We start from the raw sequence: 14,772 nt of genomic DNA on the forward strand, positions 1-14,772 counted from the left end.
CGGGATCAGCCCTGGCCGGCGATGAGCGGCTCCAGGGTCAGGCCCTCGTGCTCGCGCTGGATCGACCGCATGCGCCACTGGTCGGTGAACACCGCGAGCAGGGCCTGGTCCCGGCCGCGCATGAGCACCTCCGCGCCGCGCTGGCGGCGCAGCACCTCGGCCGACTCGGCGTCGGTGCGGCGGGCCAGGGTGTACTCCAGCCGGTCCAGCACGATCTCCGCGCCGAACTCGGCGGCCAGGCGGTGCTGCACGACCTCGAACTGCATGGGCCCGACCGCGGCCAGCACGGGCGCCTGGTCGCCCCGCAGGTCGGAGCGCAGCACCTGGATGACACCCTCGCCGTCGAGCTGGTCGATGCCGCGGCGGAACTGCTTGGCCTTGGCGGTGCTCCGGGAGCGGGCCACGGCGAAGTGCTCGGGGGCGAAGCTCGGGATCGGCGGGAACTCCACTGCCGTGCCCTCGTACAGGGTGTCGCCGGGGCGCAGGGCGGTCGCGTTCACCAGCCCGACGACGTCCCCCGGGTAGGCCTCGTCGATGGTGGCGCGCTCCTGGCCGAACACCGACTGGGCGTACTTGGTGGCGAACGGCCGTCCGGTCGCGGCGTGGGTGAGCACCATCCCGCGCTCGAAGCGGCCGGAGCAGACCCGGACGAACGCGATGCGGTCCCGGTGGGCGGGGTCCATGTTGGCCTGCACCTTGAACACCAGGCCGGCGAACGGCGCGTCCAGCGGCCGGGCCGCGCCCTCGACGTCCGTACGCGGCGCGGGCGCGGGGGCGAGGTCGACCAGCACGTCGAGCAGCCGGGCCACGCCGAAGTTGGACAGCGCCGCGCCGAACAGCACCGGAGTGGCCTCGTGCGCCTCGAACGCCTTCTGGTCGTGCTCGGCGCCGATGGCGGCGAGCAGGTCGCTCTCCTCCCGCGCCCGGGTCCAGTCGGCCCCGAGATCGGCCTCCGCCTCCTCCGGCGTCAGCGTGGTCTCCAGCGCCTTGGTGGCGCCGCCCGGGGTGCGGGTGTAGCGGACGGCGCGGCCGTCGAGCCGGTCGACCACTCCGTGGAAGTTCCCGGCGGCACCGATGGGCCAGGTCACGGGGGTGGGCCGCAGGCCGGTCCGCTCCTCGATCTCGTCGAGCAGTTCCAGCGGCTCGCGGCCCGGCCGGTCCCACTTGTTGACGAACGTGATGACCGGGATGCGGCGGTGGCGGCAGACCTCGAACAGCTTCATGGTCTGCGGCTCCATGCCCTTGGCCGCGTCGAGCAACATGACCGCGCAGTCGACCGCGGCCAGTACGCGGTAGGTGTCCTCGGAGAAGTCGGCGTGGCCGGGGGTGTCGACCAGGTTGAACACGTGGCCGCGGTACTCGAAGCGGAGCGCCGCCGAGGTGATCGAGATGCCGCGGGCGCGCTCCATCTCCATCCAGTCCGACGTCACGCCCCGCCGTCCGGCCTTGCCGTGCACGGCCCCGGCCTGGGTGATCGCCGAGGCGTGCAGGGCGAGCGCCTCGGTCATCGTGGACTTTCCGGCGTCCGGGTGGCTGATCACCGCGAACGTCCGGCGCCGCGCCGCCTCACCCGTCACGGCGCTCATCGCCGCGTCCCCGGCGTACGGACGCGGGTCGTCGTGGTGTGATCGTGCGATCGAGGCATCGGGGCTCCCAACTGCGGTGAACACCGTAGGTTACCGCGTCCGCGGGCACCCTCCACGCCATGGCGTCACGTGACGGGTTCCCGGTGGGCGGAGGAGACGACGAAGGACTCCAGCCGGTGCAGCAGGGCCTCGATCTCACCTTCGGACAGGCGGGTGGTGTCGGCGTTCACCTCCACGCCGAGCGTGCCGTTGCGGCGCATCAGGGCCAGGCAGAAGTCGCAGCTGCGCTTATCGGTGCCGGGGAGCCACTCCAGCTCGGACTCCTCGTCCGCGCGGGCGGCGGCGCCCGGGTCCTCGCCCGGGCGCAGGTCGTTGAAGCAGCACGACGGGAACACGGAGACGCCGCGGTCGGCGCTCAGCCGGTCGATCATCGCCTGCATGGCCGGCTTGTCGAATCGGGCGCGCCGGTAGGACGCGAGAACCGCCGGGTACGCGGTCGCGACCGTCTCGGCGAGGCCCCCGCTCGGGCCCAGGGTGAACAGTCCGAGCTGATTGAGGCTGGTGACCAGATCCCGGGTCCGGTCGTCGAAGCGGTTGTGCACGATCGGGGTGATCGCGGCGACCTCGTGCCCGGTCAGCTCGCGCAGCAGCATGGCGACCGCCACCAGCAGGACGGTGGCGGTGCTCACCCCGGCCCGGGCGGCGAGCACGTACGCGGCGTGGTTGAGACGGGGCGACGTCAGCACGGCCCGCGCGTACCTCGGCGTCGAGGTCGGCCGGACCGATTCCGGGAACATGGCGGACGGCACGGTCCGGAGCAGCGCCTCCCACTGGGCGATCGCGCGGTCCGAACGCGCCGGTGCCGCCCGCTCCTCCCGCACCAGGTCGAGCAGCTGCGACGACGGCGGCCGCGTGATCGCGCCGCGGAGCAGCAGCGTCCGCAGGTCGTTCACCACGACGCCGGCCGCGTGCCAGTCGGCGACGGCATGGCTCATCACGAGGGTCACGTGGGTGACGGCACCGTCGCGGACCACGAATCCGGCGCGCAGCGGCTGCTCGCCATCGCCGAAGGACCGCGCGGCCAGGCGGGCGGCGAGTGCCGCCGCGACGTCGCCCGCCTCGTCGCGAGCCGCCTCGGCCATCTCGACCGGCAGCGTCCCCGCCGCCGCCACCTCCTGGTACGGCCCGTCCGCACCGAGCCGCACCAGGGACCGCAGGGCGTCGTGCCGGCCCGTCACCTCGGCCAGGGCGGCGGCCACGACCTCGGGAGGGCGCGGGCCGCCCGCGCGCGGGACGGCGAGGACCTTGGGCACGTTGAAGTAGTGGGCGCTGTCCGGCCCGACCTGTTGGAGGGCTCCCCAGATATCCCGCTGCCCCCAGGCGAGCTCCGCTGTACCGGAACGGCTGGAGGCGAAGCCCACCTGAAGCCGCATGGCTCTCCTTCGACGCGGGTGTCCGTGGGGACGCTGCCATGAAGGCTAGGATGCGCCTCCGAGCGGGTCAAGATCCTCCCGGGCCGCCCGCCGGTCAGATGAGGTTGTCCTCCACGGGCAGGCCGAACTCGCCCCTGCCGTACATCGCGAGGGCGCGCTCGACGTCGTTGGCCACGTGGACGCCGCCGGCGTGGGCGTCGCGCCAGGCCCGCTCGATGGGATTGCCGCGGCGGAGGGAGTTGCCCCCCGCCGTCTTGAACAGGACGTCGATGGCCTCCAGCGCCCGCTCGGTGGCGCGGACCTGGTCCCGGCGCACCCGCAGCCGCAGCTCGGCCGGGATCGCCTCGCCCCGCACCGCGTGCTCGTAGGCCTCCCGCACGTTGCGGTCGGTCTGCAGGACCGCCGCGTCGATCTCCGACGCCGCCCGGGCGACCGCGACCTGCGCGAACTGGTCGTCGGCGAACCGGCCGCCGCCGCCCAGGCTCAGCCGTACGCGGTCGCGCATGGCCGACACGTACGACCGGTAGCAGCCGGAGGCCATCCCGACGATCGGCGCGGTGATCGTGGTGGTGAACACGGCGCCGAACGGGAGCCGGTACAGCGGGCCGGTGTTCACCTGCTGGCCCGGCCCGCGCAGCCGGGTCAGGTCCTGGTTGCGCACCACCCGGTGCGCGGGGACGAAGGCGTCGTCCACGACGATGTCGTCGCTGGCCGTGCCGCGCAGCCCGATGACGTCCCAGACGTCCTCGATCGCGTAGTCGGAGCGGGGCACCAGCACCGTCACGACGTCCGCCGGCCGGCCCGCGGCGCCCAGGACGAGGCCGCCGAGCAGCGCCCACGACGCGTGCCCGCAGCCCGAGGAGAAGCGCCACCGGCCGGACAGGCGGTATCCCCCCTCGGCCGGGACGAGCCGCCCGACCGGCGCGTACGACGAGCAGACGAGCACGCCGGGGTCGCTCCCCCAGACCTCGTCCTGGGCGGCCTCCTCGAACAGGGCGAGCTGCCAGGGGTGCACGCCGAGGACGGACACGAGCCAGCCGGTCGACCCGCACACCGCCGAGATCTCCCGCACCACCTCGTAGAAGCGCACCGGATCGCTCTCCGCGCCGCCGTACCTCTTGGGCTGCAGCATCCGGAACACCCCGGCCCGGGACAGCTCGCCGATCGACTCCGCGGGGACCCGCCGTTCCTCGTCGACGGCGCGGGCCCGCGCGGCGATCTCCGGCAGCAGCGCGCGAACCTCGTCCAGGACCTCGTTGCTCATGGGGGAATCCTTCTGTCTCGGTCAGATGCCCAGCCGCGCCGCGACGCCGTCGAGCACGCATTCGAGCCCCAGCTCGAACTGCCACTCGCCGTCGTCCTTGCGGACGCCTTCACGGATGTAGCGCTCGAAGGCGGGGTAGCGGCCCGACTCCAGCAGCCACCTCAGGTGCGAGGAGTAGAGGCCGCGCAGCTCGTCCGCCCCTGTGACGCCCTCGCGGCGCATGAGCTCGGCCAGGCCGACGTCGACCGCCACCATCCCGTTGACGTACGCGCTCACCGTGCCGACCACGGCCATGCGGCCGTCGGCGTCCAGGCCGAGGTCCTCCAGCGAGGCGAGCAGCCGGTCGGCCCGCGCGACGAGGTGCGGCGTGAGCTGGCCCGACCTGGCCGTCGTCCGGACCATCCAGGGGTGCCGCAGCACGGCGCGCCGCAGGCCGCGGGCCGCCTCGCGCAGCGTCGTACGCCAGTCGGCCGCGGGCTCCACCAGCGCCTCCTCCGCGATGACGGCGTCGAGCATCAGCTCGATCACGTCGTCCTTGCCGCGCACGTACCGGTAGAGCCCCATGGTCGCCACGCCGAGCCGTTCGGCCAGGTGGCGCATCGAGACGGCGTCGAGCCCCTCGGCGTCCGCGATCTCCACCGCCGCCGCGGCGATCTGGGCGTGGGTCAGCGCCGCGCGGGGCGGCCGGGCGGGGCGTTCCATCCGCTGCCAGATGGACTCGACGGCGTCACCCGCGACCTCGTCCGCGCTCTTCCCGGCCATCGCCACACTCCTCACCGTTGTGCGTGTACATCGTACCCGTGCTTGTACGCCGTACGCACTTGCGCGTACGGTGTACTTGTTGCGTACGACGTACTCACCTCGTGGAGGAACCATGCCCGGCGACGACCGGCTCGGAATCGCGATGATCATCGGCAGCGTCCGGGACGGGCGGGTGGCGCCCCTCGTCGCGAACTGGTTCGCCGCCCAGGCCGAGCGGCGCGACGACCTCGCCCTCGACGTGATCGACCTTGCCGAGACCCGGCTCCCCGACGGGTTGCGCGGGCACTTCGGCGGCGACAGGCCCGAGGAGGTCACGGCACTGCGGCCCCGCGTGGACGAGGCGGACGCCTTCGTCGTCGTGACCCCCGAGTACAACCGGAGCTTCCCCGCCGCCCTCAAGCTGATGATCGACAGCTATCACCGGGAGTGGGCGGCCAAGCCCGTCGGGTTCGTCAGCTACGGCGGCATGTCCAGCGGACTGCGGGCGGTCGAGCAGCTCCGGCTGGTCTTCGCCGAACTGCACGCGGTGACCGTCCGCGACTCCGTCGCGTTCCGGAGCCCCTGGACGCTGTTCGACGACGACGGCAACTGGCCGAAGGACCCCGCGGGCGCGGAGAGCGCGGCCAGGACGATGCTCGACGAGCTCGTCTGGTTCGGCAGGGCGCTGCGGGACGCGCGGGCGGCCCGGCCGTACGGCGCCTGATCCGGCCCTTCCCGCCCGCTCCCGCCCGCGCCTTCATCGCGACGCCGCCGTCCTGGTCACGGGACGGCCGGTCCGTCAGCCCTCCGCCGGAACCTCGTCCCGCGTCTCCGGGACCAGGCGCTCCACCGCCTGCTCCACGAGCTCACGCAGACGGGCCTCGGGGAACACGTCGGGCAGCGTGAGCCGCTCCAGGATCAGCCAGTTCATGGCCAGGTGGAGCAGCTCCACCGACGTGGCGTCCCCGGGCCGGCCGTCGCCGAGGTGGAGGCGGATGTTCGCGTCCACGTCCGCTCTGATCCGCTCGGTGAGCACGGCCCGCAGGGCCGGCCGTCGCGTCGCCTCCAGGCGCAGCTCCAGCAGGGCCAGGAATCCCGTGCGGTAGGTGCTGACCCGCTCGACCACCTCGTGGGTCAGCTCGGCGACCCTCGCCCGGTCCCTGCGTTCCTCCGGGCTCCCGGTCAGGGACCCGGCCTCCGGCTCCAGCCGTTCGTAGACGCGCGCGCCCGCCTGGGTGAGCATCTCGTCCCGGTTGGCGAAGTAGTTGGACGCGGTGCCGCCCGGCACCTGCGCCTGGGCGTCCACCGCGCGGAAGGTCAGGCCCCGCGCGCCGTCCCGCGCCAGCACCTCGATGGCCGCGTCGAGCAGAGCCGCCCGCCGGGCCGGATTCTGTCGCACCACGATTGACACCACTCCAGTTGTAGTACTACGGTCAGAACCACTACAGACAGAGTACTTTAAACGGAGCGTTTTGTATGCGAAAGCTTGTGTACTACATCGGCGTCAGCATCGACGGCTACATCGCGGGCCCCGGCGGGGAGTTCGACTTCTATCCGCTGGAGGACACCCTGAGCTGGATCATCGAGGAGTATCCGGAGACGGTGCCGAGTCACGTGCGCGCGCAACTGGGCCTGGAAGCGCCGAACCGGCGTTTCGACACGGTCGTGATGGGCCGCGGCACCTACCAGCCGGGCCTCGACCTCGGCGTCACCAGCCCTTACGCCCACCTGAGGCAGTACGTGGTGTCGGCCTCGACCCCCGAGATCGGCGATCCCCAGGTGGAGCTCGTGCGGAGCGACCCCATCGGTCTCGTGCGGCGCCTCAAGCAGGAGGAGGGCGGGGACATCTGGCTGTGCGGAGGCGGCACGCTCGCGGGCGCGCTGCTGCCGGAGATCGACGAACTCATCGTCAAGAGCTACCCGGTCGTGGCCGGCGACGGGATCTCGGCCTTCATCGGGGCCTTCCGCCCCACGCCGTTCACCCCGGTCCGGTCCCGGTCCTTCGGCCGTGGAACGACCGTGACCTGGTACGACAGGGCGTAGGCGATCAGTGCGGGGAGACACCGTCCGCCGAGGCCGCGTATGCGAGGGCCGCGGCGACGTTCTCCGGGCGACCCGGCCCGCACGCCCGCACGCCGGCCGCCCGTCCCGGGGGGAACGCCGGGGCGGGCGGCCGGATCGGCGTCAGCGGGCCTCGTGGCGCCGCTGGCAGGCGATGCAGTAGCGGGCCAGGGGCCGGATCTTCAACCGTCCGAACGGGATGGCCGCCGCGCAGTCGGCGCACCGGCCGTAGTGTCCCTCCTCCATCCGCTCCAGCGTCCGGCGCAGTTCGGTCACCGCCCGCTCGGTGGCGGCGACGTCCGCGAGCAGGGCGAGGCGGGCCGTGTCCTGCTCACCGCCGTCGACCGCGGCCCGCAGGTCGCGCAACTGCACCTCACGCCACTGGAGCTGCTCCTCCAGCTCGGTCCGGATGAGCCGTATCTGCGGCTCGCTGATGGCGGTGAACTCGTCACTGGTGGTCATCGTCGAGGTCCTTCACTTCGTCGGCGGGGATGAGGGCGGCGCGGCGCGCGACCGCGGGCAGGAGGCAGGCCAGGCCCCTGACGGTCGCCTGGGCGGGATCGACGGCGGGGGTGACGGTGATCCGCAGCCCGGCGCAGAGCGCGCGGGCCAGCTCCGGATCGCGGGCGCCGCCGCCGGTGATCAGCAGGCCGCGCCCCCGCGCGACGCCCCGCATACGGGCGGGAACGCGCGCGACGAGGTCGGCGACCATGGCCACGATGCGTTCCCGCACGTATGGCGGGAACCGCGGACCGTCCGGCGAATCGCCGGCAGGGTCCTCGGCGCGGTCCTTGGACCGGTCCCGCGTGCCCATCTGTACGGCCCCCGCGTCGGCGATCCGGCCGCCGCGGATGACGACGGCCTCGGCGATCCCCGCGCCGGCGTCGAGGAGCAGCCGCGGCCTCCGGTCTCCGATGTCGACGCCGCAGCCCACCGCGGCGGCGAGCGGCTCCTCGACGATCGTGACCGGGCAGCGGGCGGCGCTGCCGACCGCCGCCTGCGCCGCGCGCCGGTCCAGCCGCGAGGCCGCCACCGGCACGCCGAGCAGGACGCGTTCCAGAGGCTCCTGCCCGGCGGCCTCGCGCAGCGCGGCACGGACCAGCCGCGAGCAGCCGGGCATGTCGGAGACCATCCCGTGCCGCACCGGCCAGTGGCGCGGTGCGGCCGGAGCGCCGACCGCGGAGGGCCGCTCCCGGATCACCGGGCTGCCGGACAGCAGCAGCCGGGTCCGCGCGGTGCCGAGGTCGAGGGCCAGGCCGGTCGCTCGGCCCGCTCCCCCGCTCGTCCCGCCACCCGCACGGGTCACGCCGTGCCCGGTCGTGATCCCGGTTGTGCCGGTCATGCCGACATCCGGGTCTCGCCGGTGCAGGCGGCGCACAGTTGCACGTGCGGCGACGAGCGGAGCCGGTCGAGCGGCAGGAACGCCTCACACTCCGTGCAGGTGCCGTAGAGGCCGAGGTCCATCCGCTCGATCGCCGCCTCGATCGCGGCGACGTCACGGCTCGCCCGCCGTACGGCCTCGGCGGACTGGCGGACCCGCGCGACCGGCGGCGTGACCTCGTGCGGTTCGCCCGCCAGGGCCAGCTCGGCCCGCGCGGCGTGCAGCCGCTCGTCGAGCAGCATGCGCAGCTCGGAGAGCTGCGCATCGTACTGCCGGCACTCCTCCATGAGAGAGCCCGGCGACCTGATCTCAGCCATGATCGGCATCACTCCAGGTATGGGAAAAGGTGGGGTGGGACGCCATGCCCCGCACCGGTACGAGACGGGTGCGAGCGGTGGTCCCGGGTGACGGTCGGATCGGAGCGCGGCGAACGGCCGGAGCCCGGCCGGCCCACGGACGCGGGAACGGACGCGAGGCGGAGCGCGACGGTCGCGAGGCCGCGGGACGGGCCCGAGACGGACGCGAGACGGGCCCGGGACGAGCGCTCACCCCACCACACCGCTCGGAAAAGCGGCGGAACGGCGGAACGAGCGGGCCGTGCACCCGGCGCGCGAAGCGGAATGCCCACCTGCGCCCTGCCCGGCTGTGGGCCGGGTGGGGCGTCTGCGGTCCGTGGCGGGACGCCTGTCGCGTCGTGCGGCGGATGCTCCGAGCAGCCGGGTCACGGACCATGCGACCGGCGTTCAGAGGCCGTGGCCCGGCCGTTTCGCAGGCCAGGTCGCGGGCCGCTTCACAGACGGTGTCGCGGACCCCCTGCCGAGGATCACTCGACGCGTGGACCGGCCTGATTACCGGACGGCTGGGGCTGCTCGACGACGAGACCGGGCCGACGCCGCGGTTCGGAGCGCTCCGGAGTTCTAGACCAGCGGCGGGCTACGGGATCCGACCGTGCGATGCCCGGTCTGCTGCGGGCTGAGGAAGACGTCCTCGTCGTGCCGGACCAGCGCCGGGACGGACGCCGGGGCCGCCAACGCGGCCACAGCGCTCCGCAGCCGCAACGACAGCGGCATGTGCTCTGAGCCGGCGCCCGCGGGCAGGGTGGCGGACTGGGGCGACCACGCCCCCGGCGTCCACACTTCGGCGGCGGCCTGGGGCGCGTGCTGCGCGGGGTCGCCTCCGTACCAGGCGGGCGTCGAGGCGACCAGGGCGAGGCCGAGCATCAGCAGGCCCACCACCCACGTGAAGGCGGTGGACCCGCACATGCCACGTCGTGAGGTCGCCATGAGACCGACCATAGCCCACCTTCGCGAAACGGTCATCTACGTTTTCCGTCGCCCGTTTCTCACCTTATTTCCGCCCATTTTCGAATGATCTCGGCACTTTTCGCCCTACACGATCACGGCACGCGGCGGCTCCGGGCCGGAGCGGCTACGGTGACGTGAGACCGGGTCGTCACGGGAGGGAGGGATCGTGCGAAGCAGGCTGACCGCCGCGCTGCTGCTCCTGCTGCACGCGATCTTCCTGACCACCGGCTTCCTGACCGCCGGCGGCTCGCCCGCCGCCGCTCAGGGCATATCCCAGTCTGCCGGCGGGCTCCGCCTCACGGGCGCGCCCGCCGCCGCGGAGACCGCGGGCGTGCGGGGCGCCGCAGCGGCCTTCGGCCAACCGCCGGCCACGACGGGCACCTCACATCACGCGGCGCGTGCCTGGCCCTCGGCGGTCGGCGACGCCCGCCTCTCGATCACGCGCCTCTCGATCTCCCGCAGCACGACCGCCGCACCTACAGCAGCGCGGCCCACGACCGCCCGCCCTGTAAGGGCGGAGGACACGAGCGCGCGGAACACGACGGCGCGGCACTGGGGGTCGCCCAGCGCGGGGCGGCCCGCGCACAGTGACCAGCCCCGGATCCACGCGGGTCCGGGCGGCCCCGGCGCCACCGCCGGGCCGGTCCTGCCGCCCGCCTCCGCGTCGCCGCGCGGGGGCACCCGGGTCACCCGAGCCGGCCCGGATCACGACGATCGCCCCGCCCAGCGCCCGCGCCGCACGACGGCCGCGCGGGCTCCTCCCTCCACGGCGTACTGAGGCCCTTTTCTCTCCTCGTACCTGCCTGTGGAGGCACAATGTCACGTGCGCCTTTGTGGCGCGCGGTGGCGGCGCTCGCCGTCATCGCCACCTCACTGCTGCTCGCCCTCACCATGGCCCCGCGCCTCGGGCTCGACCTGCGCGGCGGCACCCAGCTCGTCTTCGAGACGAAGGACTCCCCCACGGTCAGGGCGGACGCCGACGCCACCGACCGTGCCCTCGACGTGCTCCGGCGCCGTGCGGACGCCCTCGGAGTCGTCGATCCCACCCTGGTCCGCTCCGGCGAGAAGCGGATCATCGTGGAGCTGCCCGGCGTGCTCGACCCGCGCGAGGCCGCCGAGGTCATCGGCAAGACCGCCCAGCTCAACTTCCACCCGGTGCTCGGCCCGGCCGGGGACGGCGACAAGGACGCGGTCGCCGACGAGAGCGGCCAGAAGCTGAAGCTCGGCCCGGTCGCCCTCAGCGGGGCCGGCGTCACCGACGCCGCCGCCGGCACCGACCCCCAGCTCGGGCCCGGCTGGTTCGTGACGATCGACTTCCGGGAGGCGGGCCCCTGGCGGGAGCTGACCGGCAAGGCGGCCTGCGAGCCGATCGGCGATCCCAGGCGCAGGGTCGCCATCGTGCTCGACGACGAGATCATCTCCTCGCCCCAGGTGAACGAGACCGTGACCTGCGGGGCGGGCATCCCCGGCGGCACCACCCAGATCACCGGGTCGTTCTCCGCCGAGGAGGCGCAGAACCTCGCCGTGCTCGTCAAGGGCGGGTCGCTCCCGGTGCCCTTGGAGCTGGTCGAGCAGCGTACGGTCGGCCCCACCCTCGGCGCCGACGCGATCGCGGCGAGCGCCAAGGCGGGCGTCGCCGGGGTGATCCTCACCGCGGTGTTCATCGGCCTCGTCTACCGCCTGGTGGGCCTGCTGGCCGCGGTCGCGCTGGCCTGCTACGGCCTGATCTCGTACGCGGGACTGGTGGCGATGGGCGCCACGCTCACGCTGCCCGGCCTCGCCGGGTTCGTCCTGGCGATCGGCATGGCCGTGGACGCCAACGTGCTGGTCTTCGAACGGGCCAGGGAGGAGTACGGCGCGGCGCCCCGCCGGGGCCTCAAGGCCGCCCTGGACCGGGGGTTCAAGAAAGCCTGGAGCGCGGTCGCCGACTCCAACATCACCACCCTGCTCGCCGCCGGGCTGCTTTTCTGGCTGGCGTCGGGGCCGGTGAAGGGCTTCGGCGTGACGCTGGCGATCGGCGTGCTCGCCTCGCTGATCTCGGCCATGCTGATCACCCGGGTGCTCGCCGCCGCCCTGATCGGCAGGTTCGGCCCGGGGGTGTCGGGCCTCGGCTCGATCGGCCGGGTCAGGACCTGGCTGACCCGGCGGAACCCCGACCTGATGCGGGCGGGGCGGCGCTGGCTCGCCGTCGCGGCCGGGCTGCTCGTGCTGGTGGGCGCGGGGCTGGTCACCCGCGGCCTGAACTACGGCGTCGAGTTCACCGGCGGGCGGATCGTGGAGTTCGGCACGAGCAGGCCGGTCGACGTCGCCGCGGCCCGGCAGGCGGTGTCGGACGCCGGGTTCCCCACGGCCGTCGTGCAGCGGTCGGACGACGCGATCTCCGTACGGACCGGGCAGATCACCGCCGACGACGTCGTCCGCGTCGAGGAGGCCCTGGACCGGCGCGTCGGGGAGGTCACCAAGCAGCGCGACGAGCTCGTCGGGCCGAGCCTGGGCGCGGAGCTGCGCCGCAACGCGCTCATCGCGCTCGGCGTCGCGCTCGCGGCGCAGCTCGCCTACCTGGCGTTCCGGTTCCGGTGGACGTTCGGCGCCGCGGCCGTGGCGGCGCTGTTCGTGGACGCGGCCGTCGTCGTGGGCACGTTCGCCTGGCTGGGCAAGCCGATCGACGGCGTCTTCCTCGCCGCGATGCTGACGATCATCGGGTACTCGGTCAACGACAAGGTCGTGCTCTTCGACCGGGTCCGCGAGCTGTGGCCGGTGTCGCGGGGGACGCCCTTCGGGCGGGTGGTGAACACGGCGATCCTGCAGACCGTGCCGCGTACGGTGAACACGGGGCTCGGCGCGCTGTTCATCCTGGCGGCGCTGGCGGTGTTCGGCGGCGACTCGCTGCGCGACTTCGCGATCGCCCTGCTGATCGGCATCGTGGCGGGCACGCTGTCGTCGTCGTTCGTGGCGGGGCCGGCGGCGATCGAGCTGGAGAGGCGCGCCGGTCAGCCGCCGCCCGCGCCCGCCGCTCCGCGTCGCCGGCCCGTGGCCCGCGACGGATCGGGCGCGGTGGTCTGATGTGGTCAGGGATGGTCTGAAAGCGGTCTGAGAATGGTCCCGGGGCGGGCGGCGCCCGCCCCGGGACCACGGAGCCTCAGTGGCGGCCGAGGGCGCGCAGCTCGAGAGGGCTCAGCGCGGAGACGTTCTGGTCGATCGGCGAGTCGGTGTACTGGTGGATCGCCCAGCTCTTCCAGTCGGCCGGCGGGGTGATGTCGCCCGGGTTCCGGCTGTAGTGGGCCACCCACAGCGGATAGTCGCCCAGGCCGCGGCCGTACTTGTCGGCGAAGTTCCAGCCGCTGTAGAACATCGGCCGGACGCCGGTCTTGGCGGTCACGTACTCCAGCCATTTCCTGGCCCAGGCGTTGACGCGCTGCACCGACTGGCCGTCGGCGGTCTCCAGGTCGAGCACGAGGATGTCGCCGGGCTTGCCCGGCTGCGCGTTCACCACCCGGAGGAAGTGGTCGGCCTCGGCGATCGGGTCGTTGGAGGGGTGGCCGTAGTGGTAGACGCCGCGGACGATCCCCTTCTTGTCCAGCTCCCGCCAGTGCCGGGGGAAGGACGAGTCGACCCAGTCCAGGCCTTCGGTCGCCTTGATGAAGCCGAACTGCGCCCGGCTGTTGATCCAGTCGTGGTCGGCCTCGTAGCCGGAGACGTCCTGGCCGTACGTGTGCGGGTTCGCGTAGGCGGGAGCGGGCGCGGCCGCGGTGGCGGCTAGCGTGGCGGCGGTGAGGGTGGCCGTGCCGGCCGTGACCGCGAGTGCCGCCGCGGCGAGGGCGGCGCGCAGGCGGCGGGCGGAGGGCCGCCCGGCGGGAGAGAACCTGATGGTGGGCATGACGCGGTTGAGCTCCTTGCTTCCATGCCGCCTACCGGGTTAGCTGACGGGTTCGGGCAGGAAGTGCCCTACGGGCGCATCTGGGGGCCTGCGCGCCGATTCACCCCGAGAAGTGGGTCCCCGGCTCCGCGGAACGCGGATTCGGCGGCCGCGCGCACAGAAGAGCGCACGGTCCGGGCAACGACACGGCAACGGAGGCGACGCGGATGTCACCGGTACCCATGCCGTGGCACCTAAAGGTACATACAGCTCAACAATGGTGTAAACCTGACAAAACCTGTTTTTACCTGGGAAGACTCGTCATGCAGGCCGCCCCGTTGGACGGGATCCCGTGCGGCGCGGCGCCGAGGGGGTTTGTAAGTTCGTGACCTGAGCGCTGAGTCACCGGACCAGAGCCGCACCAAAGGCACACCGGAGCCACCGGACCGCACGCGAGAGGTGAACCCATGACCGCAGCTTCCGCCGGCCCCGGCCTCGGCGACCCCGGCTCCGGAGACGCGCCGCCGCCGTCGCCCGCGGAGTTCCGCCGCGCGCTCGGGATGTTCGCGACCGGCGTGACCGTGGTCACGGGTCTCGACGACGGCGATCCGGTGGGGTTCGCCTGCCAGTCGTTCGCGTCGGTGTCCCTCGAACCACCGCTCGTGCTCTTCTGCGCCGACCACAAGGGCCGCGCCTGGCCGCGGATCAGGAAGTCCGGCCGCTTCTGCGTCAACGTCCTCGGCGAGGAGCAGGTCGACGTGTGCGCCAGGTTCGGATCGAGCAACGGCGACAAGTTCGCCGGGCTCGCCTGGGACCTGTCCCGCTGGGGCACGCCCGCCCTGCGGGACGTGCTGCTGCGCGTCCACGGCGAGGTCCGGGAGGTGCACGTGGCCGGAGACCACGACGTGGTGATCGGCCTCGTCCGCGAACTCGAACCCGTCCATCCGGAGCAGCGGCCGATGCTGTTCTTCCGCGGCAGGTTCGGCGTGTACCACGACGACCCCGCCACGGCGCTCGGGCCCAACCTGTGGGGCTGGGGCGACCACTGGGGATGAGGCCGCGCGGGGGGCGGGGCCGTGACCTGCCGGTGACTTGATAGCCTGCCTGCTCCGCGAGTTCGGCGGACAGGCGGTGAATCGGGGGCCT

At 73.4% G+C, this 14,772-nt stretch carries 15 protein-coding genes and 1 riboswitch; of the genes, 5 read left to right on the forward strand and 10 right to left on the reverse strand.

Annotated elements, in window-relative coordinates:
- Positions 1–5 precede the first annotated feature (5 nt).
- The 4 genes from HHX33_RS05335 to HHX33_RS05350 form a co-directional block, all read right to left on the reverse strand.
- Positions 6–1,586, reverse strand: coding sequence for a peptide chain release factor 3 (locus tag HHX33_RS05335; protein ID WP_111702103.1), 1,581 nt, complete (start codon positions 1,584–1,586; stop codon positions 6–8).
- Positions 1,587–1,711: 125 nt separating this feature from the next.
- A complete protein-coding gene (locus HHX33_RS05340) occupies positions 1,712–3,019 on the reverse strand; it encodes a condensation domain-containing protein (protein WP_182873581.1) in 1,308 nt (435 codons plus the stop codon).
- Positions 3,020–3,113: 94 nt separating this feature from the next.
- Positions 3,114–4,283 (reverse strand): 3-hydroxy-9,10-secoandrosta-1,3,5(10)-triene-9,17-dione monooxygenase oxygenase subunit, encoded by a 1,170-nt coding sequence (gene hsaA, locus HHX33_RS05345; RefSeq protein ID WP_182873582.1) that lies wholly within the window; start codon positions 4,281–4,283, stop codon positions 3,114–3,116.
- A 21-nt stretch (positions 4,284–4,304) separates the two neighbouring features.
- The gene (locus HHX33_RS05350) at positions 4,305–5,045 is read right to left on the reverse strand and encodes a TetR/AcrR family transcriptional regulator C-terminal domain-containing protein (RefSeq protein ID WP_182873583.1); all 741 of its coding nucleotides are present in this window, start codon (positions 5,043–5,045) and stop codon (positions 4,305–4,307) included.
- A gap of 112 nt (positions 5,046–5,157) precedes the next feature.
- On the opposite strand from HHX33_RS05350, the gene HHX33_RS05355 reads away from it, so the two are divergent.
- Positions 5,158–5,748: an NADPH-dependent FMN reductase gene (locus tag HHX33_RS05355; RefSeq protein ID WP_182873584.1), complete on the forward strand. Its 591-nt coding sequence runs from the start codon at positions 5,158–5,160 to the stop codon at positions 5,746–5,748.
- A gap of 75 nt (positions 5,749–5,823) precedes the next feature.
- Here HHX33_RS05355 and HHX33_RS05360 read toward each other — a convergent pair whose 3' ends face one another.
- The gene (locus tag HHX33_RS05360; protein ID WP_182873674.1) at positions 5,824–6,423 is read right to left on the reverse strand and encodes a TetR/AcrR family transcriptional regulator; all 600 of its coding nucleotides are present in this window, start codon (positions 6,421–6,423) and stop codon (positions 5,824–5,826) included.
- 77 nt (positions 6,424–6,500) lie between these two features.
- Here HHX33_RS05360 and HHX33_RS05365 point away from each other — a divergent pair, with 77 nt between their 5' ends.
- Positions 6,501–7,067, forward strand: coding sequence for a dihydrofolate reductase family protein (locus tag HHX33_RS05365; RefSeq protein ID WP_182873585.1), 567 nt, complete (start codon positions 6,501–6,503; stop codon positions 7,065–7,067).
- Positions 7,068–7,208: 141 nt separating this feature from the next.
- Here HHX33_RS05365 and HHX33_RS05370 read toward each other — a convergent pair whose 3' ends face one another.
- The 4 genes from HHX33_RS05370 to HHX33_RS05385 all read right to left on the reverse strand — a co-directional run bounded on the left by HHX33_RS05370 (position 7,209) and on the right by HHX33_RS05385 (position 9,749).
- Complete coding sequence (locus HHX33_RS05370) at positions 7,209–7,547, reverse strand: TraR/DksA family transcriptional regulator (RefSeq protein WP_182873586.1); 339 nt, start codon at positions 7,545–7,547, stop codon at positions 7,209–7,211.
- Complete coding sequence (locus HHX33_RS05375) at positions 7,534–8,427, reverse strand: rod shape-determining protein (RefSeq protein ID WP_182873587.1); 894 nt, start codon at positions 8,425–8,427, stop codon at positions 7,534–7,536. The genes HHX33_RS05370 and HHX33_RS05375 overlap by 14 nt, the downstream gene beginning before the upstream one ends.
- Entirely contained in the window at positions 8,424–8,783 is a 360-nt protein-coding gene (locus HHX33_RS05380) for a TraR/DksA family transcriptional regulator (protein WP_182873588.1), read from the reverse strand. Before HHX33_RS05380 ends, HHX33_RS05375 begins: the two co-directional genes overlap by 4 nt.
- Positions 8,784–9,383: 600 nt before the next feature.
- Positions 9,384–9,749, reverse strand: coding sequence for a hypothetical protein (locus HHX33_RS05385; protein ID WP_182873589.1), 366 nt, complete (start codon positions 9,747–9,749; stop codon positions 9,384–9,386).
- A 187-nt stretch (positions 9,750–9,936) separates the two neighbouring features.
- Here HHX33_RS05385 and HHX33_RS05390 point away from each other — a divergent pair, with 187 nt between their 5' ends.
- Together HHX33_RS05390 and secD are read left to right on the forward strand one after the other, a co-directional pair.
- Positions 9,937–10,548, forward strand: coding sequence for a hypothetical protein (locus tag HHX33_RS05390; protein WP_182873590.1), 612 nt, complete (start codon positions 9,937–9,939; stop codon positions 10,546–10,548).
- 38 nt (positions 10,549–10,586) lie between these two features.
- Complete coding sequence (gene secD, locus HHX33_RS05395) at positions 10,587–12,833, forward strand: protein translocase subunit SecD (RefSeq protein ID WP_182873591.1); 2,247 nt, start codon at positions 10,587–10,589, stop codon at positions 12,831–12,833.
- Positions 12,834–12,909: 76 nt separating this feature from the next.
- Here secD and HHX33_RS05400 read toward each other — a convergent pair whose 3' ends face one another.
- Positions 12,910–13,647, reverse strand: coding sequence for a glycoside hydrolase family 25 protein (locus HHX33_RS05400; protein WP_182873592.1), 738 nt, complete (start codon positions 13,645–13,647; stop codon positions 12,910–12,912).
- 13 nt (positions 13,648–13,660) lie between these two features.
- Positions 13,661–13,804, reverse strand: a riboswitch (cyclic di-AMP (ydaO/yuaA leader).
- A gap of 289 nt (positions 13,805–14,093) precedes the next feature.
- Here HHX33_RS05400 and HHX33_RS05405 point away from each other — a divergent pair.
- Positions 14,094–14,681, forward strand: a complete 588-nt coding sequence (locus tag HHX33_RS05405) for a flavin reductase family protein (RefSeq protein ID WP_182873593.1) — start codon at positions 14,094–14,096, stop codon at positions 14,679–14,681.
- Positions 14,682–14,772: the final 91 nt, after the last annotated feature.

This window comes from Microbispora sp. H10670, from assembly GCF_014161385.1.
GTDB lineage: Bacteria > Actinomycetota > Actinomycetes > Streptosporangiales > Streptosporangiaceae > Microbispora > Microbispora triticiradicis.